This is a genomic window from Marinobacter sp. Arc7-DN-1 (assembly GCF_003441595.1).
Classification (GTDB): domain Bacteria; phylum Pseudomonadota; class Gammaproteobacteria; order Pseudomonadales; family Oleiphilaceae; genus Marinobacter; species Marinobacter metalliresistant.
The window spans coordinates 1,682,753-1,706,801 of sequence record NZ_CP031848.1 but is presented as its reverse complement, the minus strand read 5'-3'; the positions used below and the strand labels follow the sequence as shown (position 1 = coordinate 1,706,801).

Annotated in this window: 21 protein-coding genes; 11 read left to right on the top strand and 10 right to left on the bottom strand. The window is 57.6% G+C overall.

Features of this window, described 5'->3' with window-relative positions:
- Nucleotides 1–7: 7 nt before the first annotated feature.
- On the bottom strand, nt 8–1,000 hold the full coding sequence (gene moaA / locus D0851_RS08080; RefSeq protein WP_117618178.1) for a GTP 3',8-cyclase MoaA: 993 nt from the start codon (nt 998–1,000) through the stop codon (nt 8–10).
- A 113-nt stretch (nt 1,001–1,113) separates the two neighbouring features.
- Complete coding sequence (locus D0851_RS08075; protein ID WP_117618177.1) at nt 1,114–1,599, bottom strand: hemerythrin domain-containing protein; 486 nt, start codon at nt 1,597–1,599, stop codon at nt 1,114–1,116.
- Between the two features lie 165 nt (nt 1,600–1,764).
- Here D0851_RS08075 and D0851_RS08070 point away from each other — a divergent pair, with 165 nt between their 5' ends.
- From D0851_RS08070 to D0851_RS08055, 4 genes are all read left to right on the top strand, one after another.
- Complete coding sequence (locus D0851_RS08070) at nt 1,765–1,980, top strand: hypothetical protein (protein WP_117618176.1); 216 nt, start codon at nt 1,765–1,767, stop codon at nt 1,978–1,980.
- Nucleotides 1,981–2,003: 23 nt separating this feature from the next.
- Complete coding sequence (locus D0851_RS08065) at nt 2,004–2,396, top strand: YbaN family protein (protein WP_117618175.1); 393 nt, start codon at nt 2,004–2,006, stop codon at nt 2,394–2,396.
- 24 nt (nt 2,397–2,420) lie between these two features.
- Nucleotides 2,421–2,858 carry an RrF2 family transcriptional regulator gene (locus tag D0851_RS08060; RefSeq protein ID WP_117618174.1) on the top strand — a complete coding sequence of 146 codons (438 nt, stop codon included), beginning with the start codon at nt 2,421–2,423 and terminating at the stop codon, nt 2,856–2,858.
- A gap of 113 nt (nt 2,859–2,971) precedes the next feature.
- Nucleotides 2,972–4,807, top strand: coding sequence for a diguanylate cyclase (locus D0851_RS08055; protein ID WP_117618173.1), 1,836 nt, complete (start codon nt 2,972–2,974; stop codon nt 4,805–4,807).
- Here the strand turns inward: D0851_RS08055 and D0851_RS08050 are convergent.
- Together D0851_RS08050 and D0851_RS08045 are read right to left on the bottom strand one after the other, a co-directional pair.
- Nucleotides 4,797–5,873, bottom strand: a complete 1,077-nt coding sequence (locus D0851_RS08050) for a fatty acid desaturase family protein (protein ID WP_117618172.1) — start codon at nt 5,871–5,873, stop codon at nt 4,797–4,799. The genes D0851_RS08055 and D0851_RS08050 overlap by 11 nt on opposite strands.
- A gap of 54 nt (nt 5,874–5,927) precedes the next feature.
- A complete protein-coding gene (locus tag D0851_RS08045; RefSeq protein WP_117618171.1) occupies nt 5,928–7,031 on the bottom strand; it encodes a ferredoxin reductase in 1,104 nt (367 codons plus the stop codon).
- Between the two features lie 195 nt (nt 7,032–7,226).
- Between D0851_RS08045 and D0851_RS08040 the strand changes: the two genes are divergently transcribed.
- Nucleotides 7,227–7,853, top strand: a complete 627-nt coding sequence (locus D0851_RS08040) for a TetR family transcriptional regulator (RefSeq protein WP_117618170.1) — start codon at nt 7,227–7,229, stop codon at nt 7,851–7,853.
- A gap of 24 nt (nt 7,854–7,877) precedes the next feature.
- Here D0851_RS08040 and D0851_RS08035 read toward each other — a convergent pair whose 3' ends face one another.
- Nucleotides 7,878–9,359: a WS/DGAT/MGAT family O-acyltransferase gene (locus D0851_RS08035; RefSeq protein ID WP_117618169.1), complete on the bottom strand. Its 1,482-nt coding sequence runs from the start codon at nt 9,357–9,359 to the stop codon at nt 7,878–7,880.
- A gap of 513 nt (nt 9,360–9,872) precedes the next feature.
- Between D0851_RS08035 and D0851_RS08030 the strand changes: the two genes are divergently transcribed.
- From D0851_RS08030 to D0851_RS08015, 4 genes are all read left to right on the top strand, one after another.
- A complete protein-coding gene (locus tag D0851_RS08030) occupies nt 9,873–11,900 on the top strand; it encodes a methyl-accepting chemotaxis protein (protein WP_117618168.1) in 2,028 nt (675 codons plus the stop codon).
- Between the two features lie 160 nt (nt 11,901–12,060).
- Nucleotides 12,061–12,441, top strand: a complete 381-nt coding sequence (locus D0851_RS08025; protein WP_117618167.1) for a CidA/LrgA family protein — start codon at nt 12,061–12,063, stop codon at nt 12,439–12,441.
- The gene (locus D0851_RS08020) at nt 12,434–13,171 is read left to right on the top strand and encodes an LrgB family protein (RefSeq protein WP_117618166.1); all 738 of its coding nucleotides are present in this window, start codon (nt 12,434–12,436) and stop codon (nt 13,169–13,171) included. Before D0851_RS08025 ends, D0851_RS08020 begins: the two co-directional genes overlap by 8 nt.
- 67 nt (nt 13,172–13,238) lie before the next feature.
- Complete coding sequence (locus D0851_RS08015; protein WP_117618165.1) at nt 13,239–14,597, top strand: TrpB-like pyridoxal phosphate-dependent enzyme; 1,359 nt, start codon at nt 13,239–13,241, stop codon at nt 14,595–14,597.
- Nucleotides 14,598–14,673: 76 nt separating this feature from the next.
- On the opposite strand, the gene D0851_RS08010 is transcribed toward D0851_RS08015, so the two are convergent.
- From D0851_RS08010 to tmpT, 4 genes are all read right to left on the bottom strand, one after another.
- Nucleotides 14,674–16,233, bottom strand: a complete 1,560-nt coding sequence (locus D0851_RS08010) for a SpoVR family protein (RefSeq protein WP_117618164.1) — start codon at nt 16,231–16,233, stop codon at nt 14,674–14,676.
- On the bottom strand, nt 16,230–17,525 hold the full coding sequence (locus D0851_RS08005; RefSeq protein WP_117618163.1) for a YeaH/YhbH family protein: 1,296 nt from the start codon (nt 17,523–17,525) through the stop codon (nt 16,230–16,232). The genes D0851_RS08010 and D0851_RS08005 overlap by 4 nt, the downstream gene beginning before the upstream one ends.
- A gap of 33 nt (nt 17,526–17,558) precedes the next feature.
- Nucleotides 17,559–19,481: a PrkA family serine protein kinase gene (locus tag D0851_RS08000; protein WP_117618162.1), complete on the bottom strand. Its 1,923-nt coding sequence runs from the start codon at nt 19,479–19,481 to the stop codon at nt 17,559–17,561.
- A gap of 353 nt (nt 19,482–19,834) precedes the next feature.
- Nucleotides 19,835–20,488: a thiopurine S-methyltransferase gene (gene tmpT, locus D0851_RS07995; protein WP_117620326.1), complete on the bottom strand. Its 654-nt coding sequence runs from the start codon at nt 20,486–20,488 to the stop codon at nt 19,835–19,837.
- 81 nt (nt 20,489–20,569) lie between these two features.
- Here tmpT and D0851_RS07990 point away from each other — a divergent pair, with 81 nt between their 5' ends.
- Nucleotides 20,570–21,505: a D-2-hydroxyacid dehydrogenase gene (locus D0851_RS07990; RefSeq protein ID WP_117618161.1), complete on the top strand. Its 936-nt coding sequence runs from the start codon at nt 20,570–20,572 to the stop codon at nt 21,503–21,505.
- A gap of 145 nt (nt 21,506–21,650) precedes the next feature.
- Nucleotides 21,651–23,012, top strand: a complete 1,362-nt coding sequence (locus D0851_RS07985; RefSeq protein WP_117618160.1) for a YihY/virulence factor BrkB family protein — start codon at nt 21,651–21,653, stop codon at nt 23,010–23,012.
- On the opposite strand, the gene D0851_RS07980 is transcribed toward D0851_RS07985, so the two are convergent.
- Nucleotides 22,995–24,044 carry an HDOD domain-containing protein gene (locus tag D0851_RS07980; RefSeq protein WP_117618159.1) on the bottom strand — a complete coding sequence of 350 codons (1,050 nt, stop codon included), beginning with the start codon at nt 24,042–24,044 and terminating at the stop codon, nt 22,995–22,997. The genes D0851_RS07985 and D0851_RS07980 overlap by 18 nt on opposite strands.
- Nucleotides 24,045–24,049 lie beyond the last annotated feature (5 nt).

Here is a 24,049-nt window from a genome sequence, read left to right as displayed (position 1 = left end):
TGGCTGCTCAACCCCCGGTCATATTCATGAACCGAAGAATCTGAACATCCCCATTGGTGGAGAAGTGATGCCGCTCCGGCTTCAGGTCCATGGCGTTAATAATGGTCTGGCGGAGCTTGTCGTCGGTCACCGGGTTGCCACGCAGAACGCGGCGAAGGTCCACGGAGTGCTCATTGCCGAGGCAGAGCAGGAGCCGGCCCTCGACGGTGACCCGTACCCGGTTGCAGGTCGAGCAGAAATTATGAGAGTGAGGCGAGATAAAACCCACCTTCGTGGGGCTGCCCGGCATTCGGTAGTAACGGGCGGGGCCGCCGGAATCCTCAGTGGCGGGCACCAGTTCGTAGTGCTGACGGATGATGTCCCGCACTTCCTTGCTGGTACACAGGGCCAAGCCCCGGTCATGCTCGGAAATCTCGCCCAGGGGCATTTCCTCAATGAAACTGATATCCACCTGCTTCTTTCGGGCGAATTCAATCAGCTCGGGGACTTCCTCATCATTGCGCCCCTTCATGACCACGGTATTGAGTTTGATGCCCCGGAAGCCGGCCTCGCGGGCGGCATCGATGCCATCCAGCACCTGGCCGAGATTGCCGGTGCGGGTGATGTTGCGGAATTTTTCGGCGTCCAGGGAATCGAGGCTGATGTTCAGCCGGTGCATTCCGGCTTTGCGCAGGGGCAGGGCCATGGTGGGCAGCTGGCTGCCGTTGGTGGTCATGGCAAAGTCACGCAGCCCATAGGTGCCGATTTCCCTGACCAGCTCCAGGATGTCCTTGCGTACCAGAGGCTCGCCACCGGTCAGGCGGATTTTCTCGGTGCCCAGATCGACGAAATTGCGGGCAACCCGGGCAATCTCCTCCAGAGTCAGAACCTGCTGGCGGGGAAGGAAAGTCATATCCTCGGCCATGCAGTAGACACAGCGGAAGTCACAGCGATCAGTAACGGAGAGCCGCACGTAGTTGACAGTGCGGCCGAAACGGTCTGTGAGCTTGCTCTGGGGCATCGGGTTGATCCTGTTACCGCCTGTTTTTTGATCTGAGTATAGACCAAGTATTGCAGATTGGATCAACGAATCCGATACCCCACGGGAGGTAATTGAACTGCCCAGGCGGGATGCTAAGCCGTCCGGCCGTCTATCCGGGCAAACAGCACGCTGTTTTCCAGGGCGATATGTGCATTCAGGTCTTCCCGGAAAGTGGCGATCTGTTCATAGAGCTTCCGCCAGGTATTGCAGGCATCCTCTGGCAGATCCAAATGGTTGGTGAGTGCGTCAAGCCGGGCAAGCGCGGTACTGTGGTCCTCATGCTCAGCGCGCATCACCGAGATAGGGCCCCGGGCCATGCCGGATATTCCGCGCGCAATCATCGGAAACAGAATCTGCTCCTCCTTGGCCATATGGGTTTCGAGTTCTGCCCGCATCGTCTCAAGGTGGGCACTGAGGCCAGAAGGGCATTCAGGATGACTACCGTGCACCCGCTCGACTCTCTGGGCCAACCGAATCATTTCGGGCAACTGATCCCGGTGGGTGTCGTGATAGCGGTTGAGGATGTGTTCGATCAGTTCTTCCTCTGAGGCTTTTTCAAGCCAGGTTTGTGGGGACATTGATTTTCTCCTTTAGATGCAAAATAAATAAATGTTTTTTGGTTCGGTCATGCTTTTCCGTCTGAATTTTTGGTTAGTGCCTATAAAATAAGGTTGACCCGGGTTGAAATTTCCATAAAAGGAGTTTATAAAATACATGTTAAAGGTGTGTTCAGGAGATTTCAAATGGAAAATCTGCTATTCAGGGCGAACAGTGCGATGGCCTGGTCATTGCTGGGACTGGTGCTGACAATAGTGGTGGCCTATCCGATGGCGCACTACTTTCCCATGGCCATCCAGATTCTTGCGCACGTTGGAACCCTGCTTTTTGCGGTGGGTATCAAGGTCGCTTACGTTGCCAGGCTGGTATTTCTCAGCCGTTTGGGCAGACCTGTTCACTGAATACCGGTAGAATAGATGCAGTTATGAGCCTTGGTGAGAACCCTGTGATGGGCGGTCGTTTTGGGAAAACCGGATTTCGTATTCTTGCGTATATATCGGTAACGCTGGCTGCGGCGGGTGTGATTTTGCCGTTGTTACCGACGACGCCGTTTGTCTTGTTGGCGGCCTTTTTTGCCAGCAAGGGGTCGCCGGCTTTTGCGCAATGGCTTGAAGACCATCCCAGGTTTGGTCCTGCTATTGATCAGTGGCGCACACGACGGGCTGTCCCCGGGCGGGCAAAGGTGCTGGCCTGCGGCATGATGGCGCTGAGCTGGGGGATGCTGGCTCTTTTCGGGGCATCGGCAATGACTTTGGCGATTTCAGGCGTGTTTCTTAGTGGCACCGCCTGTTACCTGGTGACCCGGCCGTCTTATTGACCCTATTAACGACTGGAGTATTGAATGCACATCACCCGTTACACGGATTACTCACTTCGCGTACTGATTTATCTCGCAGTGCAGGGTGATCAACTGGCAACCATCCAGGAGATTGCCGACAGCTATGATATCTCCAAGAACCATCTTATGAAGGTGGTTCATCAGCTCAACAAGAAAGGCTACATCGAAACCGTTCGCGGCAAGAAGGGTGGTATGCGTCTGCACATGGCGCCGTCCGACATCAATGTCGGTATCCTGGTACGCGAAACCGAGCAGGATCTGAGTATTGTGGAGTGTTTTTCGTCGAAAAATGCTTGCAGGATCACCCCGGTGTGTGGCTTGAAATCGATGTTCGGAGAAGCGTTGAACGCCTTCCTGGAGGTGCTCGATAAATACACCCTGGCCGATATTATCCAGGAGCAGCACAGGCCTCAGTTACTGAGACTGCTCCAGATCGCCTGACGGGGCGATACAGAAACTTACGAATCAAATCCATTTTAAACCGCTGGTGAGCCCGCGGGTCCGATAACATGGAACCGGATTCATAAATAACAACAATCGTTGTCGGGGCCGGTTTGATTCATATTGCCTTGCTGGTGTTGCTGGCGCTGTGTTCGGCAGGCGCGTCCGCAACCGGAACACCGGACAGTTTTCCCGTTGTGCTGGATGAGGACAGCGGAAGGCTCGATATATCCCGCCATTTAACCTACTATGAAGATCCTTCTTCCAGCCTGAATATCTCCCAGATCGTCCGGCGCTGGCCGCAAATTGCATCCGTTGGCATTCCGGATGAAGCTTATAACTTCGGCTTTACCGATTCGACCTACTGGTTCCACACCCGGGTTATCAACAGTTCCAGCCCAAATGATCGCTGGGTGATTGAAGGCCTGTATCCGATCATTGATGAAATGGAAGTTTTCTTTGTCAGGGCGGACGGGAGCGTTGGTCGTCAGATAGCGGGAGACGCGATCCCCTTTCGGCAGCGCCCCAAGGACCACCACAATATCAATTTTTTCCTGAAGCTGCCGACGGGGCAGAGTGTTGACCTGTTTTTCCGTGTCAGGACCTCCGGGGCTGTGCAGATGCGTACCCTGCTGTGGAACTCGGATGACTTCAGTTCGGCGGATCACCAGGAGCGGTTCCTGCTGGGACTCTATTACGGGCTTCTCGTTTCCATGGCGATCTTCAATTTTCTGATCTTCGTGTCGTTCAGGGATACCAACTACCTGTGGTACGTGTCCTATATCCTGTCCTATGGCTTGCTCCAGTTCACCCTGAATGGGCTCGCCTTTGAGCATCTCTGGCCGGAATCGCCCTGGTGGAACAATCGTGCGGTGGCGTTCCTGATTGCTACCGGCATGTTCTGTGTTCTCGGATTCTCCCGTTCGTTCCTGGCTCTCAGGGAGAACGCACCCCGGCTTGAAAAAGTGTTCCTTTCGCTGATGGTGTTCTTTGTTCTCGCCGGGGCGGGGGCACTGTTCTGGCCGGACTATGGCCCGGTAATCCGGGTAAACACCTTTATGGCAGCCGTGTCGGTTGGATTCGTTATCCTGGCAGGTGGGCTTTGCCTGTATCGCAGGTTCCGGCCGGCCCGCTATTTCATGGTGGCCTGGACCGCCTTGTTGTCCGGGATGCTTCTGTACACTCTGAAGACGTTTGCCCTGGTGCCAGCCAACTTTCTCACCGAGTTCGGCATCCAGATCGGCTCGGCTTTCGAAGTCATTCTGCTGTCCATTGCCCTGGCTGACCGCCTGAGGCATATGTCGCTCAAGACCCAGCAAATCCAGCAGGAAATGAACGAAAAGCTGGAATCCCGGGTTGCCGAGCGAACCTCGGAGCTGGAGTCCGCCAACAGGCAACTGGAAGCCCTGAGCTCAACGGATGGATTAACAGGCGTATTCAATCGTCGCTATTTTGATGCCCGCTTGGCGGAAGAAGCTGCCCGTTGCCGGCGTCAGGGTCCTATGGCCCTGATCATGGTCGATGTGGATCATTTCAAATCCTTTAACGATAGTCTGGGGCATCAGGCCGGGGATGCGTGCCTGCAGCGGCTCGCTGACACCTTGACGATGGTTGTCCGGCGTGGGACGGATATAGTCGCGCGCTATGGCGGAGAAGAGTTTGCCATTATCCTGCCTTACACTGATGCCACCGGAGCCAGGGCGCTCGCGGAGAAGGTTCGCGCAACGGTTGAGCGTAATCTTCAATTTGAATGGGAAGGGCGCCCGGTTGCGGTGACTGTCAGTCTTGGCGTGGCGATGGCGCCCGGTGGCACTTCCGTGGACCCGTGCGAGCTGATTGCGGCGGCGGACGAGGCTCTCTATGCCTCCAAGCAGGCTGGCCGGAACCGGGTGACGGTCCATTCGCCCGGCAACCTGCATTCCGGAACCTGCGAGCCCGTTATGCCGTAGTGGCGGCCCCTCCTCCAAGACGTTCGGGCAGGGAGTGCCGGAGGATCCGCTTCAATACGGTACCGTACTGCCGGGCGAAACTCCCGGTGTTGTAGTGAATGCCATGCTTCTGGCAGACCGCCTGTACTTTCCCGGAAATCTCCGGGTAACGGTGTGCCGGCAGGTTGGGAAACACATGGTGTTCCACCTGGTAACTCAGATGCCCGCTCAAAATATGCAGCCAGCGGCCCCCGGTAAAGTTTGAGGAGCCGGTTAGCTGGCGAAGGTACCAGTGACCCTTGCTCTCGCCTTCGCATTCCTCCTCGCTGAAGGTCTCGGCGTCCCGGGTAAAGTGGCCGCAGAAAATGACCGTTGATGACCAGAGATTGCGTATCAGGTTGGCGCCAACGTTTCCGGCCAGAACAATGGGGGCCACCGGGAAGGTGACCAACGGAAAGAACACATAGTCCTTGAACGCCTGCCGGCCACCTTTGCGGGCGAATTCTTTCAGGAACGGCAGCTTCTCGCGCCAGCTGATCTCCCTGCGCCGAAGCTTCTCGGTTTCGAGTTCGTGCAGGCCCACACCCCACTGGAAAAACACGCTGAGCAGAACGTAGTTGATGAACTGCAGGGCATGCCAGGGCTTCCAGGGCTCATCATTGCTCAGGCGCAGAACCGCGTACCCGTAGTCCCGGTCCTTGCCGATGATGTTGGTGTAGGTGTGGTGCTCATAGTTGTGGGTGCGGCGCCAGGAATCACCGGTACAGACGGTGTCCCATTCGTAAGTCTGGGAGTGCAGGCTCGGGTCGTTCATCCAGTCGTACTGGCCATGCATCACATTGTGGCCAATCTCCATATTTTCCAGAATCTTGGCAGCCCCAAGAGTTGCGGTTGCTGCAACGAAGACCGGTGGGATGAAGCCGAGGGGCATCATCACCCGGCCTCCGACTTCCAGCATCCGGTGGAGGCGCACCATACGACGGATGTGTTGGGCGTCCCGCTCGCCGAGATCGGCAATCACCTCCTCCCGGATGACGTTGAGATCCTGTTCGAGTTCCGAGAGCTGTGCTTCGGTCATGTGTTTCATGGTGTTACTCCTTGCGGAGCTTCAAGGCTCCGCGATGAAATCGGGTGTTGGTCATTAAATGTCGATGGAAACCGGACCCTTGGGCACCGAAATGCAAAGCTGGACGTTTTCTTCGCCGTGACCGGAGGCCTGACCGGTCAGACGATTGATTACGGTGCCGGCGGTTTTGCGGCAGCTGCATTGGTGGCAAATGCCCATCCGGCAGCCGTAGCGGGGTGACAGGCCGGCCGCCTCGGCTATTTCCAGCAGGGTGGCATCGCCCTCGGAGCCAACCCCCAGTTTGCTTTCGGAAAACCGGACCTGCCCTCCCAGTGGCTCGTTACCCGGATCGGCCTGTGGCACCGAAAAGAACGTGCTGTGGATGTCTGTGTCGGCAATGCCACGCTGGTGGAGTAGCTCCCGGGCCAGGTCCATCAGCCCTTTCGGGCCGCAAAGGTAAACCTGCCGTGCATTGATCCCGGGTATTGAGCCAAGATCCGCGTCGCACAGGTAGCGGGGTGTGTCTGTCTCGTGGGTTGTGATGATGTGCAGGGTCAGCGCGCCGTAGCGTGCTGCCAGGGCCTGAAGTTTTTCCCGGGCGATTACGTCGTCCTCTATGCGCACAAAATACAGCAGCGTCACCGGCGCCCGGTAATTGGTGGCGGCCATGGTTTCAAGCTGGCTCAGCACCGGCGTGATCCCGCTGCCTCCCGCGATGAACAGCACCGGTCGAGCCGGTTCGGGAATCTGAAAGTCACCAAAGGCCTCGCCCATTCCGATCACCGTGCCGGTCTGGAGGTCATCGTGTATCCAGTTGGTCACCCGTCCGCCCGGCAGGCGCTTGATGGTCAGGGTTGCCCGCCCCTGTTCCTGCCAGAGAATCGGGGAGCTGGAGAGACTGAAGCTGCGATTACGGCGAATGCCACCCACATCAACACAGATGTTCACATGCTGACCGGCCCTGAATCCGGACCATCTTCGGGACGGCTGCAGTACCAGGGTTTTGGTGTCCGGGGTTTCCTGGATGATCTGTTCCACCCGTGCCGGTGTGTACTCTTGTATCCACATCGGATTGATGGACTCAAGCAGCGGGTCGAAAAATGCAGCCGGGTCATCCCGGTTAAATAGCTGCCTGCCAAGCCAGTGCAGCGTTCGGCTCTGGGTCTGTTTGGCTAACATGGTGCTTGTCTCCCGTAAATATTCTGTTCCGATGTGCACACTTGTACACTAATGTGTACGAATGTACACAGGGTTGTGGAGGGAGGCAATGGGTGCCTGGGCATTGGCGCAAAATGACACGCTTTCTGTACTTTTATTTTTCGGGATGTGTACACTTGTCAGCCATTGATCAACGGCAGTCATTACGGGCAGGCGATGGCGGAAAAACAACGAAGAAAGCCCGGTGAAACCCGCGAGAAACTGATGAATGCGGCGTTAACACTGGTGGGGAAGGGGCGGCATTTCGCCAGTCTGGGTATCCGGGAGGTAACGCGGCAGGCCGGGGTGGTTCCAACCTCGTTCTATCGCCACTTCCGCAATATGGATGACCTGGGCTTGCAGCTGGTGGATGAGCTGGGGCTGGTATTGCGCCGGATGATGCGTGAGGCCCGGGCTAATGTGTTGCAGGCGGACAAGCTGATTGAAGAATCCGTGGCTATCTTCATCAGCCATGCCCAGGCCAACCGGAGCTTTTTTATGTTCATGGCCCAAGGGCTTGCCGGCGAGAGCCGGGCAGTGCAGGAGGGCATTCGCAGCGAAATGCGGTTCTTCGCCAGCGAGCTGGCCAACGACCTGCGCAGGTTGAGGCTGGTGGATCACCTTACCGACCAGGATCTGGATATGACCGCTGATCTGGTGGTGCGAAGCGTCGCCTTCAGCCTGACCGACCTGTTGGGTGTTTCACCGGATGATGATTACCAGATTGAGCAGATCCGGAAGCGGACTACCCGCTTCCTTCAGCTGATCTTCGTGGGCGCTGCTAACTGGAAAAGCCCGGGCTGAGTCAGGGCCCGGCCGGGGACACCTTCACTCTTTCGGTGCGGCCTTCTTTCGCGATGCCCGGGGTTTTGCTGCAGTTCCCGTTTTTTTTGTTGCGGCTTCAGGCTTCGACGGCGGCGGCAAAATCAGACTTTCCAGCTCATCCAGTGCCTCTCCGGTATACACCGCCAGTTTTTGCATGCTTGGCAGGGTATCCCGGCAACCGGTATAGCCGAAGTTCAGGGACCCCGCATAACTCAGGCAGGTAATGTTCAGTGCGCCGCCGTGGGTAATCAATGACACCGGGTACATGGCCTCCAGCCTGGCGCCCTCATAGTAGAGCGTTCTCTGGGGGCCGGGTACATTGGAGATGGTGACGTTGAACACCGGGCGCATTCGCCCGCCCAGCCCGGACATCAATTGGAGAATGTAGGGCGACATCAGCAACATGGTGTACTGGGTCAGTGCGCTCTTGGGCAGCTTCTGCAGGTGTTCTTTCGCGCGCCGGCTTGATGTCTTGATATTTTGCAGTCGCGTTAGCGGGTCCGGTTCGTCGGTCGCCAGGGAGGCGATTATAAAGCTGATCTGGGTGCCTGTGCCCTGGTCACCGGCTGGCCGGATATTAACCGGTATACCGGCCGTGAGGGGGGTGTCGGGTAACTCATCCTGCTCAAGCAGAAAGCGCCGGAGGGCGGTCCCGCAGAGGTACAGCACGATATCGTTCAGGGAGCCGCCCGATACCTGGGAGAGCGCTTTGATGCGTTCCAGCTGGTAATGCTGGGTGGCGAACCGGCGCTGGCCGGTTACCCGGTGATTGATCTTCGACACCGGCCCGGTGAAAGGCGCGGTGAGGCCATCCTCCGGGTGGCGGACCGAATGGACCAGCCGGTTCCCCGCCTGCCACAGCCGTGGTGCCATATCGGCCTGCAACTTCAGGGCATCCATGGCCTGTGAAAATGCAGCCGGTACGCTGGCTTCGGAATCGGTTTTGCTGCCCCGGCGGCGCTCTGGCCGAACCGACCAGGGGGGAGGCATGTCCTTTTTGTCCGGGTCTGTGGTCAGCACCCGTTGCATCAGGCGAACACCACTGATGCCATCAATCATTGAATGATGCATCTTGGTGTACAGGGCAAAGCGGTTGTTCTCCAGCCCTTCGATGACATGGCACTCCCAGAGCGGGCGGGCGAAATCGAGGGGGTTGGAGTGCAGCCGCGAAACCAGAATGCCCAGTTCACGTTCACCGCCAGGTCGGGGCAGGGCAGAGTGGCGGACATGGTAATCCAGGTCGATGTCCTTATCGGTTTTCCAGGCCGGTGCCAGTACCCGGCCCAGAAAGCCGGACCAGGCAAGCTTGTAGCACCACGGAGGCGCTACGTCGCCGGTTTCTTTCATGCGGGTGATCATGTCCCGAAGAAAGGTTTCAGGGGCGCCTTCGGGTAGCGAAAAGATCTGCAGATTGCCCACGTGCATCGGGGTGTCTTCGGATTCTACTGCCAGCCAAGAGGCATCCAGGGTTCCCAGGCGTTTCATTCCTTGAGTGTCTCCACGAGTGTCCAGGTATTTTAGTTATCTGTTGCAAGTATACTGATAACTGCTTCAGGACACGATCCTCCCGGCCAGAAAGTTCTCTGGTTTTCGTGGTTTCCCGGTTACAAGCGGTTGCTGTTGAATGCTCCCGCAAGTGAACAGTCTGTGCTACTTTTCACCGGTTGGCTGCGGTAAAAACAAAAACATCCGGAGGCACTGTGGAATCCAGTGCCATGTCCATACCGGCGGCGGTTTATGGGCGTGCCCTACCTGTAAAAGACGGTTACGCATCTTTGCAAGATTTGACTGGTCAGCCTCTCAATAAGCATTACTCTTTATGAATCAATTTTGGGCAAGGCTTAATGAAAGCCTTGTTCCCTGGATTGTAATAAAAAATAAAAACACATCCACCATGCGGCAATACCGGGCAAGCCACCCTGACAGATTCCGTTCGCTAGCCCGGGGTCTGGGGTTACGGTGCGCCTCCGCGGCTGGTGCGACCCGAGAGGCCACAACATGAAAGTCTTATTGCGACCCGGTACGGCACTGTTGAATAACCTGCGGTACCCCCAGAAGTTTCTCCTCATCTCACTCGTTTTCCTGATCCCCCTGTTCGGTCTTGGCTACCTTCTGCAAGCGGAGATGGCCTCTCAGATCCATTTTGTTGACAAAGAGCGGCAGGGGCTGTCGGATATTGACCTGGTCCGCAGGCCTCTGGCCCTCATTCAGCAACACCGTGGGCTTTCCGCTGGCTTTCATGGTGGAAACCGTGACTTTCTTAACGATATCAGAAGCAAAGCTGCAGAAGTGGATCAGACCCTGGAAAATCTGGATCGGCTGGCAAGCGCAGATGCCAGCTCAAAGGAAATTGCCGGGAAAGTGAAGATGATTCAGCGGGACTGGCAACGACTTTCAGGATCGGTCACCGGGATGACTGCTGCGCAGAGCTTTGAATCGCATACTGCCCTGATTGATAAACTGTTTGAGCTCACGGGGTTGCTGGCGGAGGCCTCAAATCTGATCCTGGATCCGGAGGTGGATACCTTCTATCTGATTGATCTTGTAGTCAATAAGTTTCCCTCTTTGACCGAGTCGATGGGGCAGGCCCGTGGGATCGGAGCAGGTGTGGCTGCAGCTGGCACACATCAGGGCCGTTCATGGGCGGATCTTGCAGTTCGTCAGGACAGGATTGTCCAGCAACTCAATGCATTTGAATACAATCTGGAGCGTGTATTTTCCTACAAGCCGGAGTTGGGTGCCAAACTTAAGGAGTTGGGGGATCAGACTAAAAGAAGTATTCGTAACCTCTCTGATTTGGTTCAGACCCAACTGCTTGATCCGGAGACACTGTCCGTGTCCGCAGGAGATGTTGTACGCGTAGGCACTCAGGCCATCAATCAGGTGTTCGATGTCTTTGATCAGACCCTGCCTGTGCTGGATGGGTTGATGGCGGCCAGGAAGGGCCGATTTGCACAGGTCAGAACCATCACTCTGGCGGTCATGGCCCTGGCTCTGCTGGTCGTGCTTTACCTGTTCCTGTCGTTCTATCGCGGTGTGATCGACAGCATTGAAGAGTTTCAGGAAACAACAGGCAAGCTTGGTGAAGGTGATCTGACTGCACGGTTTAACATCCGTGGAAAAGATGAACTGGCGGGTGTGGCCCAATCTCTGAATGTCATGGTCTCAGGTTTTGAGAAAGTGGTTAAGCACGTGATCCAATCGACGGAGCAAGTGGCCCAGGCTGCGGAAGAGCTGTCCGCCGTCACTGAGCAAACGGCCGCAGGCGTTTCTCAGCAGCGGGCTGAAACCCAACAGGTAGCCTCTGCCATGAGTGAACTCAGCGCTACCGTTCGTGAGGTGGCCTGCAATACGGTAGCGGCGGCAGAAGCTGCCAATCAGGCCAATAGCGAAGCCGGTGAAGGCCGGGGGGTGCTTCAGGAAATGGTCGCCAAAGTTAATGTGCTTGCGGAGGCTATGGAAGATGCCGGGCAAGTGATGACTCAGCTGCAGTCACAGAGCAGTGAAATCGGTACGGTACTTGAGGTGATTAACGGAATCGCGGAACAAACCAACCTGCTTGCCCTGAACGCCGCCATTGAAGCGGCCCGGGCGGGAGAAGGTGGCCGTGGATTTGCAGTTGTTGCGGATGAGGTTCGATCGCTAGCGGCCCGAACTCAGAGTTCCACCGAAGAGATCGACGCCACGATCGAAAAGTTGAGATGCGGTGCCGCTGACGCCGTCAAGGTAATCGAGTTAAGCAGGAAAAATACCGGAGAAAGCGTCGAGCTGGCCAAAGTAACCGGTCGCTCACTGGAGTCGATACTTGAACGGGTCGCGGTGATCAACGACATGAACACGCAGATCGCCAGTGCTGCCGATCAGCAAACAACGGTTGCAGATGAAATGAATCTGAATGTCGAAAATATTGCGGGCGTGGCCGAGCAGGCTGCAACAGCATCCGGGCAAACGGCGGAGTCAAGCCAGAATCTTTCGCTCCTCTCTCAGGAACTGCTGCAGTCTGTGGTTCATTTCAAGGTTGCCTGATTAAGCTGGCGTGCATACCGGAGAAGTGGGGGAGGAGCGCTTCCCCTGCCGATTTGGGGCTTTCCTGGCAGGTCCTTCCTGCGTATGCTCAGATCATTGACGCCTTCAGTACTTAACGCGGCGCCAGTGCGGGTTGACGATGACCTGAGCGGAGTAAGAAATGACTTTTCTGAATGGTATTACCCTCCTTCTGGTGTATCAGTTAGTGGGCGAAATCACGGTTCGTCTGCTAGGCCTGCCCATTCCCGGGCCGGTGCTTGGCATGGTGATGCTATTCATAACCCTGATGATCCGGGGAAAGGCGCCAGAGTCAGTTGATCAGGCGTCTACCGCGTTGCTCAGCCACCTCTCGCTGCTGTTCGTGCCTGCTGGTGTGGGCATGATGGCGCATTTTGGCCGCATCGCCGACGAGTGGGTGCCGATCACTCTGGCTCTGCTTTTGAGTACCGTGATCACCATGGTGGCCACAGCCCTGATCATGCAGGTGACCACTCGCTGGTTTACCCGGCCCCTCGCCGGGAAAGGTGAGCATGATGAATGAGCCGGGTCTGAAAGATATCTGGGTTTACCTGTCGGCCTCTCCGCTGCTGGGGCTTACCATTACCCTGGTGGCGTATGGCCTGGCCTACCGGCTATACCTGAAAACCAACTCCAATCCGCTGGCTAATCCGGTCGTCACGTCGGTTGCGATGCTTATCATTCTGTTGCTGGCTACCGGCACTTCCTACAATGACTACTTTGAAGGTGGCCAGTTTGTTCATTTCCTGCTGGGGCCGGCCACAGTTGCCCTGGCTGTTCCCCTGTACCAACAATTTTCCAGACTGCGCCAACTCTGGTTGCCGGTAACGATCTCACTGTTCTGTGGCGTGGTGATTGCTGCCGGCAGCTCCATTGGTTTGGCCCGGCTGCTTGGCGGCTCCATGGAAATCCAGATGTCCCTGGCACCAAAATCGGCGACTGCGCCTGTGGCTATGGGCATCTCCGAGAAGATAGGCGGGCTTCCCTCGCTGACCGCCGTGCTGGTGGTGATCACCGGGATCACCGGCGCCGTGCTAGGCACCAAGCTGTTTGAGTGGATCCGGGTACGGGATGACACCGCCAAGGGCATTGCCATGGGCGTCGCGGCGCACGGCATCGGAACCGCCCGGGCCTTTCAGGTGAGCTCCCAGATGGGGGCCTTTTCCGGGCTGGCGATGGCGCTCTCGGCTTTTGCCACCGCCTTGCTGGTGCCGTGGCTGGTGGATATGCTTGCGTCCTGGCTGCCGGTCTAGTCAGAGACTTTGAGCCCGCAACCAACGTTCAATAATGAGCAAATCGAACATCAGGGAATTCAGAATCATGCAAACCAAGTTTCTTCTCCAAGAGAGCCAGATGCCGAAGTACTGGTACAACCTGCAGGCGGACTTTCCGGAACCGCTGCCGGCGGTGCTGCACCCGGGGACTCAGCAGCCAGTAGGACCGTCGGACCTTGAACCGCTGTTCCCGATGGCGCTGATCGAACAGGAAGTGACCACAGAGCGGGAAATCGAGATTCCCGAGCCGGTGCGTGACGTCTACAAACTCTGGCGCCCGGCCCCGTTATACCGGGCTCATCGGCTCGAGAAAGCGCTTGGTACACCGGCGAAGATTTTCTACAAATACGAAGGCGTGAGCCCGGCGGGCAGCCACAAGCCCAATACCGCCATTCCCCAGGCCTTTTACAACCGTGAAGCGGGCATTCGTACCCTCACCACGGAAACCGGCGCGGGTCAGTGGGGCACATCCCTGTCCTTCGCGGGTTCGCTGTTTGATATTGACGTTACCGTGTTTCAGGTGCGGGTCTCCTACAACCAGAAACCCTATCGCCGGGCGGTGATGGAAACCTACGGTGCCAGGTGTGTGGCCTCGCCCTCGGAGCTGACCGAATTCGGGCGCAAGGTGCTGGCGGACAACCCGGACCACACCGGCAGTCTGGGGATTGCCATTTCAGAGGCGGTGGAACTGGCGGTGCAGGATCCGAACACCAAGTACGCCCTGGGCTCGGTACTGAACCATGTGTTATTGCACCAGAGCATCATTGGTCTGGAAGCCATGCAGCAGATGGAAATGGCGGACTGCTGGCCGGATGTCATCGTGGGCTGCACCGGTGGTGGTTCCAACTTTGCCGGCATTGCCTTCCCGTTTATGGGCCATGCGCTACGGGGTGGTGAAAAATCCCGGATCGTTGCGGTGGAGCCCTCGGCCTGTCCGACCCTCACCCGCGGCAGGTACGCCTATGATTACGGCGATACTGCCCAGATGACGCCGCTGACCAAGATGCACACGCTGGGTTCTGGGTTTACGCCGCCGGGCTTCCATGCCGGTGGCCTGCGTTATCATGGCATGGCGCCGATGGTGTCCCACGCCAAGGAACTGGGCCTGTTTGATGCGGTGGCCTACACGCAACGTGAATGCTTCGAGGCTGGCGTGCTGTTTGCCCGTAACGAGGGCATCGTGCCCGCCCCGGAAGCCAACCACGCAGTCAAGGGCGCCATCGACGAAGCCCTGCGCTGCAAGCGAGAAGGCAAGGAAGAGGTGATTCTGTTCAACCTCTGTGGCCACGGTCACTTCGATATGGCGGCCTATACCTCCTATTTCGCCGGCGACCTGAGTGACCACGAATACGACGAGCAGGAACTGGCCATGGCCCTGTCCGGGCTCCCGTCCGTCAATGCCTGATCAGTCGTCTTTACGCTGCTGAAAGATGGTACCCCCGCCGCCAGCGTTCGGTTGCCGGATGGCGGTGGGTGCCAGATCAATCCTCCTCGAATTCCTGGGGTGGGCAATGGTATTGCTGGACGGTGGCGCCGTCGTCCACGCTCTCCAGGTGTACATCAAAGCCCCATAACCGGTGCGCGTGGCGCAGCACTTCTTCGGTCTCGTTGCCCAGGGGCACGCGATCTACCGGTACGTGCCGCAGGGTTAGCGAGCGGTCACCTCGCACATCCACGTTCCACACCTGAATGTTCGGCTCACGGTAACTGAGGTTGTACTGGCGGGCCAGTTTTTCTCGCAGTTCCCGGTAGCCGGGGTCGTCGTGAATGGCGGTTACCCGGTACACATCTTCCTGGTCGTCGTTCTGGATTGCGAACAGCTTCAGATCCCGCATCACCTTGGGCGAGAGGAACTGCTGGATAAAGCTCTCGTCCTTGAAGTTTTTCATCGCGAAATGCAGGGTTTCCAGCCAGTCACTGCCGGCGATGTCCGGGAACCAGTGGCGGTCTTCATCCGTCGGCTTCTCACAGATCCGGCGAAGGTCCGTGAAAATGGAAAAACCCAGAGTGTAGGGGTTGATGCCCGAGTACCAGGGGCTGTTAAACGGCGGCTGATAAACCACGGCCGAATGGCTCTGGAGGAATTCGAGCATGAAGCCGTCGTTCACCAGGCCCTTGTCGTACATGCGGTGCAACAGGGTATAGTGCCAGAAGGTGGCCCAGCCCTCGTTCATCACCTGGGTCTGGCGCTGCGGGTAGAAATACTGGGCCAGCTTGCGCACGATGCGGATGATTTCCCGCTGCCAGGTTTCCAGCAGCGGGGCGTTTTTCTCGATGAAATAGAGAATGTTCTCCTGCGGTTCCTCGGGGTAGCGCTGGCGCCGCTTCACCGGGTCGTCGTCCTCGTCCATCTTCGGGATGGTGCGCCACAGGTCGTTGATGCGCCGTTGCTGGTATTCCTCCCGCTCCTTCTGCCGCCGCATTTCCTCCGAGGCCGAGATGGGGGCCGGCCGCTTGTATCGGTCTACGCCATAGTTCATCATGGCATGGCAGGAATCCAGAATCTCCTCTACCGCGTCCACGCCGTAACGCTCCTCGCATTCCGCCACGTAATTCCGGGCGAACACCAGGTAGTCAATAATCGCGCTGGCGTCGGTCCAGGTGCGGAACAGGTAATTGCCCTTGAAGAAGGAATTGTGGCCATAGGAGGCGTGGGCAATCACCAGCGCCTGCATTGGCAGGGTATTCTCCTCCATCAGGTAAGCGATGCAGGGATTGGAGTTTATGACGATCTCGTAGGCCAGCCCCATCTGGCCGCGCTGGTATCCCTTTGAGGTACTGAGGAACTGTTTGCCGAAGGACCAGTGATGGTAGCCAACGGGCATGCCCACGGAGCTGTAGGCGTCCATCATCTGTTCAGCACTGATCACCTCAATCTGGTTGGGGTAGGTGTCCAGACCGAACTCAGCGGCGCATTTGGCGATCTCGTCGTCGTATTTCTGGACCAGCTCGAAGGTCCATTCAGAACCCGTGGAGATTGGCTCCCGGGCTCTGGGCTGGTTACTTCCCGGCGGGTTCGGGCGGCCCATGAGGTTGGTCATGCGGCTTTCCTCTCAAACAACTGGCGGAACACCGGATAGATCTCGCCGGGGTCGGCGATCTGCTGTAACGCAAAGCTCTGGGGGAAGCGTTCGTGGATCTTCTCGTATTCATACCAGAGCATCTGGTGATCCTGCGGCGTGATTTCCACATAGGCGAAGTACTGGACCAGCGGCAAAATACTGTCGGCCAGAATCTTGCTGCACACCGGGGAATCGTCATTCCAGTTATCGCCATCTGATGCCTGTGCCGCGTAGATATTCCACTCAGACGGAGAATAGCGGGATTCAACGATCTTGCGCATCAGTTTCAGGGCGCTGGAGACGATGGTGCCGCCGGTTTCCCGGGAATAGAAGAACTCCTCCTCGTCCACTTCCTTGGCGCTGGTGTGGTGGCGAATGAAGACCACTTCGATCTTCTTGTAGTTTTTCTTCAGGAACAGGTACAGCAGGATGAAAAAGCGCTTGGCGATGTCCTTGTGCATCTGGGTCATGGACCCGGACACATCCATCAGGCAGAACATCACAGCGCTGGTGGCCGGTTGCGGCTGCTTCAGGTGCTGGCGGTAGCGCAGGTCGATTTCATCAATGAACGGGATTCGCTTTACATTCGCTTTCAGCCGGGCAATTTCTTCCTCCAGAACCTGAATCTGGTCTTCATGGCTGAACGCCGGGTCCAGGTCGTCCGGCGCGGATTTCAGGGCTTCCAGTTGTTTTTCCAGATCCCGGATCTTTTTCTTGCGGGCACCGCCAAGGCCCAGGCGTCGGGCGTGGGCACCGCGCAGGGAGCGCACGACATCCAGCTTGGCCGGCACCCCCTGGGTGCTGAAACCGGAGCGGACGTATTTGAAGGCTTCGGTGTCTTTCAGTTTCTTGCGGGCCAGGTTGGGCAGTTCCAGATCGTCGAACAGGAAATCCAGGAACTCTTCCTGGGTGATCTGGAAGGCGAATTCGTCCATACCCTCTCCATCCGGGCTGGCCTGCCCCTGTCCGGAACCCTGGCCACCCCCGCCTTCGGGCTTCGGGATGGTGTCCCCGGCCACAAACTCCTGGTTACCGGGGTGAACCACCTCCCGCCGGCCGCCCTGGCCGTGGTGGAAGATGGGTTCTTCAATGTCGCGGGACGGAATGCTGACTTTCTCGCCCCGCTCTATGTCCGTAATCGAGCGCTTCTGCACCGCATCCGCCACTGCACGTTTGATGTGGTGGCGGTAGCGGCGCAGGAACCGTTCCCGGTTCACCGCGCTCTTGTTCTTGCCGTTCAGTCGCCGGTCGACTATGTGGGTCATTCCCATGGCGTAACTCCAGTTCAGTGAGTGGTCACTGACTTAGTGAGACTTGCGAACCCGCAGGTACCATTCGGCCAGGAGCCGTACCTGCTTCTCCGTGTAGCCTCGATCGACCATACGCTCGACGAACTGCTTGTGCTTGTTCTGATCTTCCTGACTGGCTTTCGGGTTGAAGGAGATTACCGGCAACAGGTCTTCTGTGTTCGAGAACATCTTCTTCTCGATCACACTGCGCAGCTTTTCATAGCTGAGCCAGGACGGGTTGCGGCCCTGATTGTTGGCCCGTGCCCGCAGCACAAAATTGACCACCTCGTTCCGGAAATCCTTCGGGTTGCTGATGCCAGCCGGCTTCTCGATCTTCTCCAGCTCATCGTTGATGGCCGAGCGGTCGAGGATCTCGCCGGTCTCCGGATCCCGGTATTCCTGGTCCTGAATCCAGAAATCGGCATAGGTGACATAGCGGTCGAACAGGTTCTGGCCATACTCGCTGTAGCTTTCCAGATACGCGGTCTGGATTTCCTTGCCGATGAACCGGACATAGTGCGGTGCCAGGAATTCCTTGATAAACCTGAGGTATTTCTCATGGGTTTCAGACTGGAACTGCTCCTGTTCAATCTGCTTTTCCAGAACATAGAGCAGGTGCACCGGGTTGGCGGCCACTTCGGTGGTGTCGAAGTTGAACACCTTGGACAGGATCTTGAAGGCGAACCGGGTCGAGAGGCCGTCCATGCCTTCCATCACGCCGGCGGCATCCCGGTACTCCTGGATGGATTTGGCTTTCGGGTCGGTATCCTTGATGTTCTGGCCGTCGTATACCCGCATCTTCGAGAAAATGCTGGAGTTTTCAGGCTCTTTAATTCGTGAGAGCACGGAGAACTGCGCGAGCATGTCCAGAGTGTCAGGTGCGCAGGGCGCGCCTTCCAGAGAGCTGTTGCTCAGCAGCTTCTTGTAGATTTCGATTTCTTCGGTCACCCGCACACAGTAAGGCACCTTGACGATGTAGACCCGGTCAAGGAAGGCTTCGTTGTGTTTGTTGTTGCGGAAGGTCTGCCATTCGGATTCGTTGGAGTGGGCCAGGATCACGCCGTCAAAGGGCACGGAACCCATACCTTCGGTGGTGTTGTAGTTGCCTTCCTGGGTGGCGGTCAGCAGTGGATGCAGCACCTTGATCGGTGCCTTGAACATCTCCACAAACTCCATCAGGCCCTGGTTGGCCTTACACAGGCCGCCGCTGAAGCTGTAGGCATCCGGATCATCCTGGGAAAAATCTTCCAGCATGCGGATGTTGACCTTGCCTACGAGGGCGGAAATGTCCTGGTTGTTGTCATCGCCGGGCTCGGTCTTGGACACGCCGATCTGGTCGAGTACTGAAGGGTATTTCTTGACCACCCGGAACTGGCTGATGTCGCCGCCATATTCGTGCAGGCGTTTGACGGCCCAGGGGGACATGATGGTTTTCAGGTAGCGGGCCGGGATGCCGTATTCCTCTTCCAGAATCTGGGCATCCTCGGCCGGGTCGAACAGGCCAAGCGGCGATTCGTTCACCGGCGAACCCTTTATGGCGTAGAAAGGCACCTTCTGCATCAGTGACTTGAGTTTTTCCGCCAGGGAGGATTTACCGCCGCCGACCGGGCCGAGCAGGTAAAGAATCTGTTTCTTCTCTTCCAGGCCCTGGGCCGCGTGGCGGAAGAAAGACACGATGTTTTCGACGGCATCTTCCATGCCGTAAAACTCGGAAAATTCCGGGTAACGCTTGATGACCTTGTTGGAAAAGATGCGTGACAGCCTCTGATCACGGGAGGTATCGACGAGTTCTGGTTCGCCGATGGCAATTAACATTCGCTCAGCGGCCGCGGCATAGGCCGTTGGGTCCTTTTTGCAGATCTCCAGGTATTCCTCCAGGCTGTATTCTTCTTCCTGGGTACTCTCATACCGGTCTTTGAAGTGCTGCAGTATGCTCATAGATCGCCCCTCGCTCGCTGTTCTTCAGCTTTCAGTTCACGCAATTTCCCCGTTGCAGTTGGCTCCGCCCGTCCGGGCGGCCTGTCTAGTTATGGGTGGAAGGAATGGATACTTACAAGCCGGTAAACGATCAGGTCGTGGTCGGCTTGCTTACTTTGAGCTTAGTTCACGCTCGCGAACTTGGACAGTGGGCGAGTGGTTAAGGTTCATTAAATTGTGTTGGGCGGGTGTGGTGTTTTTGTAGCTTTGGTTGGGCTTTTGGGCTTGTTCTGGGGGCTGGAGTGCACCGGGGGTCGTTTTTAAAAAGACCCCCGATACACTCCGATCAGGCCTCGTGGAGTCGCCCTGGCGCGCTACAGCTTGGTCAGGCGAAACACGCTTTCCGTCGCGCCTTCCAGGCCTTTTCGTTTGGTGAACGGGTGATCCCTGGCCAGGGTGTTGGTCAGGATGTGCTCTACCTTGTAGTCATCGGCGTACAGCGCTTTTACTTCGTCGTCGCTGACGTTGAACGGCGGGCCTTTTATTTCGGTGGCGTAGTCGAGGGTGATCAACAGGATTCGGGTGCCGTCCGGGATGATGGTGGTCAGGTGGTCCACATAGCCTTTACGCATGTTCGGGGGCAGGGCGATGAGGGCGGCGCGGTCGTAGACGAGGCGGACGTGCCTGAGATCATCAGGTGCCAGCTGGAAGAAGTCGCCGCACCAGAGTTGAAGATTATCGTGTCGGAAGGTGGTGAAGGGCTCTCCAGGGTGAACTTTGGCTTTTTCTCCGGCCTCTTCGAAGAAGTCCTTGCAGGCGATGTCGCTCAGTTCCACGCCGATGACGGGGTGGCCGCGGTCATGGAGCCACCACATGTCGTGGGCTTTGCCGCAGAGGGGGACGAAGACGGCGCCGGTGCCCCTGCCGGCGAGTTCGGGCCAGTGATCATAAAGATACTGATTGACGGTGCCTTCGTGAAAGCCGATTTCCTTCTTGGTCCAGCGTTCGTGCCAGAATTCGTGTTCCATGGTTTCCACCCTGTTCTTGGACATTTGGACGTTTGCTTCAGTCTAGCTTAATCTGTGGCTATCTGGATTCAGGAGAAAAGTATGAAAGCGGTGTTCCTTGACGCCAAGACGCTCGGCGATGATGTGGATCTGTCGCCTATCGAATCGGTGACCGGCAAGCTTGAAAAGTATGACCGGACTGCCCCGGAGCAGGTACTGGAGCGGATCCGGGGCTTTGATACGGTTCTGGTCAACAAGGTGGTGCTCAGCCGGGAGCATTTCGAGGCCTGCCCTGAGCTGAAGACCATTGCGGTGGTGGCCACGGGCCTGAACAACATTGACCGGGCGGCGGCGAAGGATCACGGCATCAAGGTGATGAACGTGACCAATTACGGCCGTGCCACAGTGGCGCAGCACACTATGGCGCTGATGCTGGCACTGGCCACACGGTTGCTGGATTACAGCCGGGATGTGCAGGCCGGGCGCTGGGGCCGGAGCGACATGTTCTGCCTGATGGATCATCCGATCATGGAGCTGGAGGGTCGCACCCTCGGGATCGTCGGCTACGGTGACCTGGGCCAGGGGGTGGCAGAGCGTGCGGCTGCATTCGGGATGAAAGTTGTGTTGGGCGCACGGCCGGGCCAGGAAGCGGGAGTCGTGGATGATTACCCCCGGATCCCTCTGGAAGAACTGCTGCCGCAAGTGGATGTGCTGTCACTCCATTGCCTGCTCACGGATGAAACCCGTGATCTGATCGGTGCCCGTGAACTGAAACTGATGAAGCCCGATTCATTGCTGATCAACACCAGCCGGGGTGGTCTGGTGAACGAGCAGGCGTTGGCGGACGCCCTGAAGGCCGGCGAAATCGGCGGTGCCGGTTTTGACGTGCTGACCGAGGAGCCGCCCCGGCATGGCAACCCCCTGCTGGCGGACGATATTCCGAACCTGATCATTACCCCGCACTCTGCCTGGGCCAGCCGGGAAGCGCGGCAGCGCATTGTCGGTATTACTGCCACCAACTTGGCGTCGGGGGGTTGAGTAAACCACTTCGGCGGCAGTGCACTCTCACTCTTGAATATATTGTGATCCAGACTCTCGCAAAAGGCCGTGAATCAGCCATACTAGGTCCCGACTGGATATCTGTCTGATAAACTGAATAAAACACGGAACGACAGGACCTATAGTGGCTTCATTCCAATTGAAAGAACGGCTCCAGGCTGCGGAGAGCTGGATTCTGGCCAACCCCAATCCGCCCCAGAGCTGGCCCTGGACCTGGTTGTACAAGGTCGGGCGCACGGTGTATGCAATGGCCCGGGATGTTCTCAGCGGGCAGCTGACGCTCCATGCCATGAGTCTGGTTTACACCACGTTGCTGAGTATTGTGCCGTTACTTGCCCTGAGCTTCTCGGTGCTGAAGGCGCTGGGTGTGCACCAGCGAATGGAGCCGTTCCTGTTCCAGTTTTTTCAGCCCCTTGGGCCACAGGGCATCGAACTTGCGGAACGGATTCTGGGATTTGTCGACAACATGAAAGTCGGGGTGCTGGGGTCCGTCGGACTTGCGTTGCTGGTTTACACGGTTGTTTCACTACTTCAGAAGATAGAACGTTCCTTCAACATGATCTGGCGGGTGCCGGACATGCGCTCCGTGGCCCAGCGCTTCAGTAATTATCTCAGCGTCATCATGGTTGGCCCGCTTCTGATGGTGTCGGCCATTGGTGTCAGTGCCACCATTTTTTCCTCGACGATTGTCCAGAAACTGATCGAGATTGAGCCCTTTGGCTCTGTGATTCTTGTCGTCAGTCGTTTTACCCCGTTCTTCCTTGTGGTTGGTGCCTTTACCTTTGTTTATGTGTTCATGCCCAACACCCGGGTCCGGTTGCGCTATGCTGCGATTGGCGGCCTGATTGCCGGGGTTTCCTGGCAGGCGGCGGGGATGCTGTTCGCCTCGTTTGTCGCGGGATCGGCCAAATACGCGGCAATATACTCCAGTTTCGCCATTGGCATTATCCTGTTGATCTGGATCTACCTGAACTGGATGATTCTGCTGCTCGGTGCCAGCCTGGCGTTTTATCTGCAAAATCCGGGTACCGTGGCCAAGCGGCGTCAGGTGCAACTGGCGCCCGAGTTGCAGGAGAAGGTTGCACTGGCAACCATGTGGCTGGTGGCCAAACCCTTCAGTGAAGGCAGGCCGGCGCCGCAACAGGAAGCACTGGAGCAGGAACTGAAGGTGCCCGGCGAAGTGACCCGTGCCCTGAGCGACAAGCTTATCCGGGCAGGGCTTTTGACGCTGGCGGGGCGCCAGGGCGATCAGCTTGCGCCCGGGCGGGCACTGGATCTGATTACCGTGGGTGAAGTACTGAGGGTTGTCCGCAACGATGAAGACCGGGTCGTTGATCGGCTCCCGAATGTGATTCCCGCGGAGCTGGTGGGAACGCAAAGAGCCGATGAAACCCGGACATTTGCCGAGTTGTTGCGCGGCGAAGGAGACTCGCAAAAGACCAGCTCAAGGGCCGAGTCGGAGCCAGTCTCAGCCTCTGACGGTTGAGCGCCCGCCTTCCCGGAGCATGGTCTGAAGTGCCCTGCGGACGTTGCTGATCTGGTCGTCTGTCAGCCGGACGACCTTGGGCAGGTCCTCTTCGGCGAGGTTGCGTTGATGGGCGTGCCTGAGGACTTCCCGGGTACCGATCACCATGCCGTCGGTCAGGGGGGTATGTCTCTGCCTCGGGGCAGGGCGTTCCGCGGCCAGAAGGTAGGCGTGGTACTTGGGCGGCAGATTCCACTCATTGGCCAGCAACTGGCAGGTGGCCCATTGGTAGCGAGCCAGCGCATGGCGAATCAGTGCCGGCTCCGGCTCCGCGGTGGTTGTCCGGGACCGGCAGATCCGCTGGAGTTCCCGCCGAATGGTAATGTAGGCCAGCGAAGGCAGTAACCCCACCATGAAATGGGCGCTGATGTCCTCGCCATGTATTCTCGCAATAAGTTCCGATGCTCGCGCACAGGTCAGGCCCCAGCGCCACGCCCGCTGACCGAAAAGCGCTTCACGGCTGTTCCTGGCGGCCATCATCGGGCGCATCACCGCAGCGGCGATGACATTCCGGATGCCATCGACTCCCAGCACAAAGACTGCCTGATCCACCGACTCGATGGAATGGTCCCCAGGACGGAAATAGGGGCTGTTGGCAATCTGCAGGAGCTGATCGGTCAGTGAAGGATCCCCGAGAATGATGTCGGTGAGCTGCTGACGATCCGTGGATTCGTCGGATAGCGCCCGCATCAGCATTGGCAGGCTCATGGGCTGCCTGGGAAGTTCGTCCACCCGGTTATTGGAGAGGCGCTGGTGCAGTTCCTCCAGAACAGCTCCAGAGGACGAGAGATCGGCCTTCAGAGCAAGAGGCTCGGCGTCCAGCAGCCAGCAAAACAGGTGATCTTCCAGTTGCTGGGCGAGCTCGGGGCCAGTGTCCGGGGTGTCATTCGCCGGATCTTCCGGTGCCGGATTGAAAAGTCGCGCCTCCAGGGCCGGCGGTGCGGGTTGTGAGGTAGAGAATAATCCTGAAATCCAGGAGAGAAAACCTGGCATCCGTT

Coding starts and splice junctions, on each gene's coding strand:
- moaA (WP_117618178.1), bottom strand. CDS start 1,000: ATGCCCCAGAGCAAGCTCACAGACCGTTTCGGCCGCACTGTCAACTAC.
- D0851_RS08075 (WP_117618177.1), bottom strand. CDS start 1,599: ATGTCCCCACAAACCTGGCTTGAAAAAGCCTCAGAGGAAGAACTGATC.
- D0851_RS08070 (WP_117618176.1), top strand. CDS start 1,765: ATGGAAAATCTGCTATTCAGGGCGAACAGTGCGATGGCCTGGTCATTG.
- D0851_RS08065 (WP_117618175.1), top strand. CDS start 2,004: ATGAGCCTTGGTGAGAACCCTGTGATGGGCGGTCGTTTTGGGAAAACC.
- D0851_RS08060 (WP_117618174.1), top strand. CDS start 2,421: ATGCACATCACCCGTTACACGGATTACTCACTTCGCGTACTGATTTAT.
- D0851_RS08050 (WP_117618172.1), bottom strand. CDS start 5,873: ATGAAACACATGACCGAAGCACAGCTCTCGGAACTCGAACAGGATCTC.
- D0851_RS08045 (WP_117618171.1), bottom strand. CDS start 7,031: ATGTTAGCCAAACAGACCCAGAGCCGAACGCTGCACTGGCTTGGCAGG.
- D0851_RS08040 (WP_117618170.1), top strand. CDS start 7,227: ATGGCGGAAAAACAACGAAGAAAGCCCGGTGAAACCCGCGAGAAACTG.
- D0851_RS08035 (WP_117618169.1), bottom strand. CDS start 9,359: ATGAAACGCCTGGGAACCCTGGATGCCTCTTGGCTGGCAGTAGAATCC.
- D0851_RS08030 (WP_117618168.1), top strand. CDS start 9,873: ATGAAAGTCTTATTGCGACCCGGTACGGCACTGTTGAATAACCTGCGG.
- D0851_RS08025 (WP_117618167.1), top strand. CDS start 12,061: ATGACTTTTCTGAATGGTATTACCCTCCTTCTGGTGTATCAGTTAGTG.
- D0851_RS08020 (WP_117618166.1), top strand. CDS start 12,434: ATGAATGAGCCGGGTCTGAAAGATATCTGGGTTTACCTGTCGGCCTCT.
- D0851_RS08015 (WP_117618165.1), top strand. CDS start 13,239: ATGCAAACCAAGTTTCTTCTCCAAGAGAGCCAGATGCCGAAGTACTGG.
- D0851_RS08010 (WP_117618164.1), bottom strand. CDS start 16,233: ATGACCAACCTCATGGGCCGCCCGAACCCGCCGGGAAGTAACCAGCCC.
- D0851_RS08005 (WP_117618163.1), bottom strand. CDS start 17,525: ATGGGAATGACCCACATAGTCGACCGGCGACTGAACGGCAAGAACAAG.
- D0851_RS08000 (WP_117618162.1), bottom strand. CDS start 19,481: ATGAGCATACTGCAGCACTTCAAAGACCGGTATGAGAGTACCCAGGAA.
- tmpT (WP_117620326.1), bottom strand. CDS start 20,488: ATGGAACACGAATTCTGGCACGAACGCTGGACCAAGAAGGAAATCGGC.
- D0851_RS07990 (WP_117618161.1), top strand. CDS start 20,570: ATGAAAGCGGTGTTCCTTGACGCCAAGACGCTCGGCGATGATGTGGAT.
- D0851_RS07980 (WP_117618159.1), bottom strand. CDS start 24,044: ATGCCAGGTTTTCTCTCCTGGATTTCAGGATTATTCTCTACCTCACAA.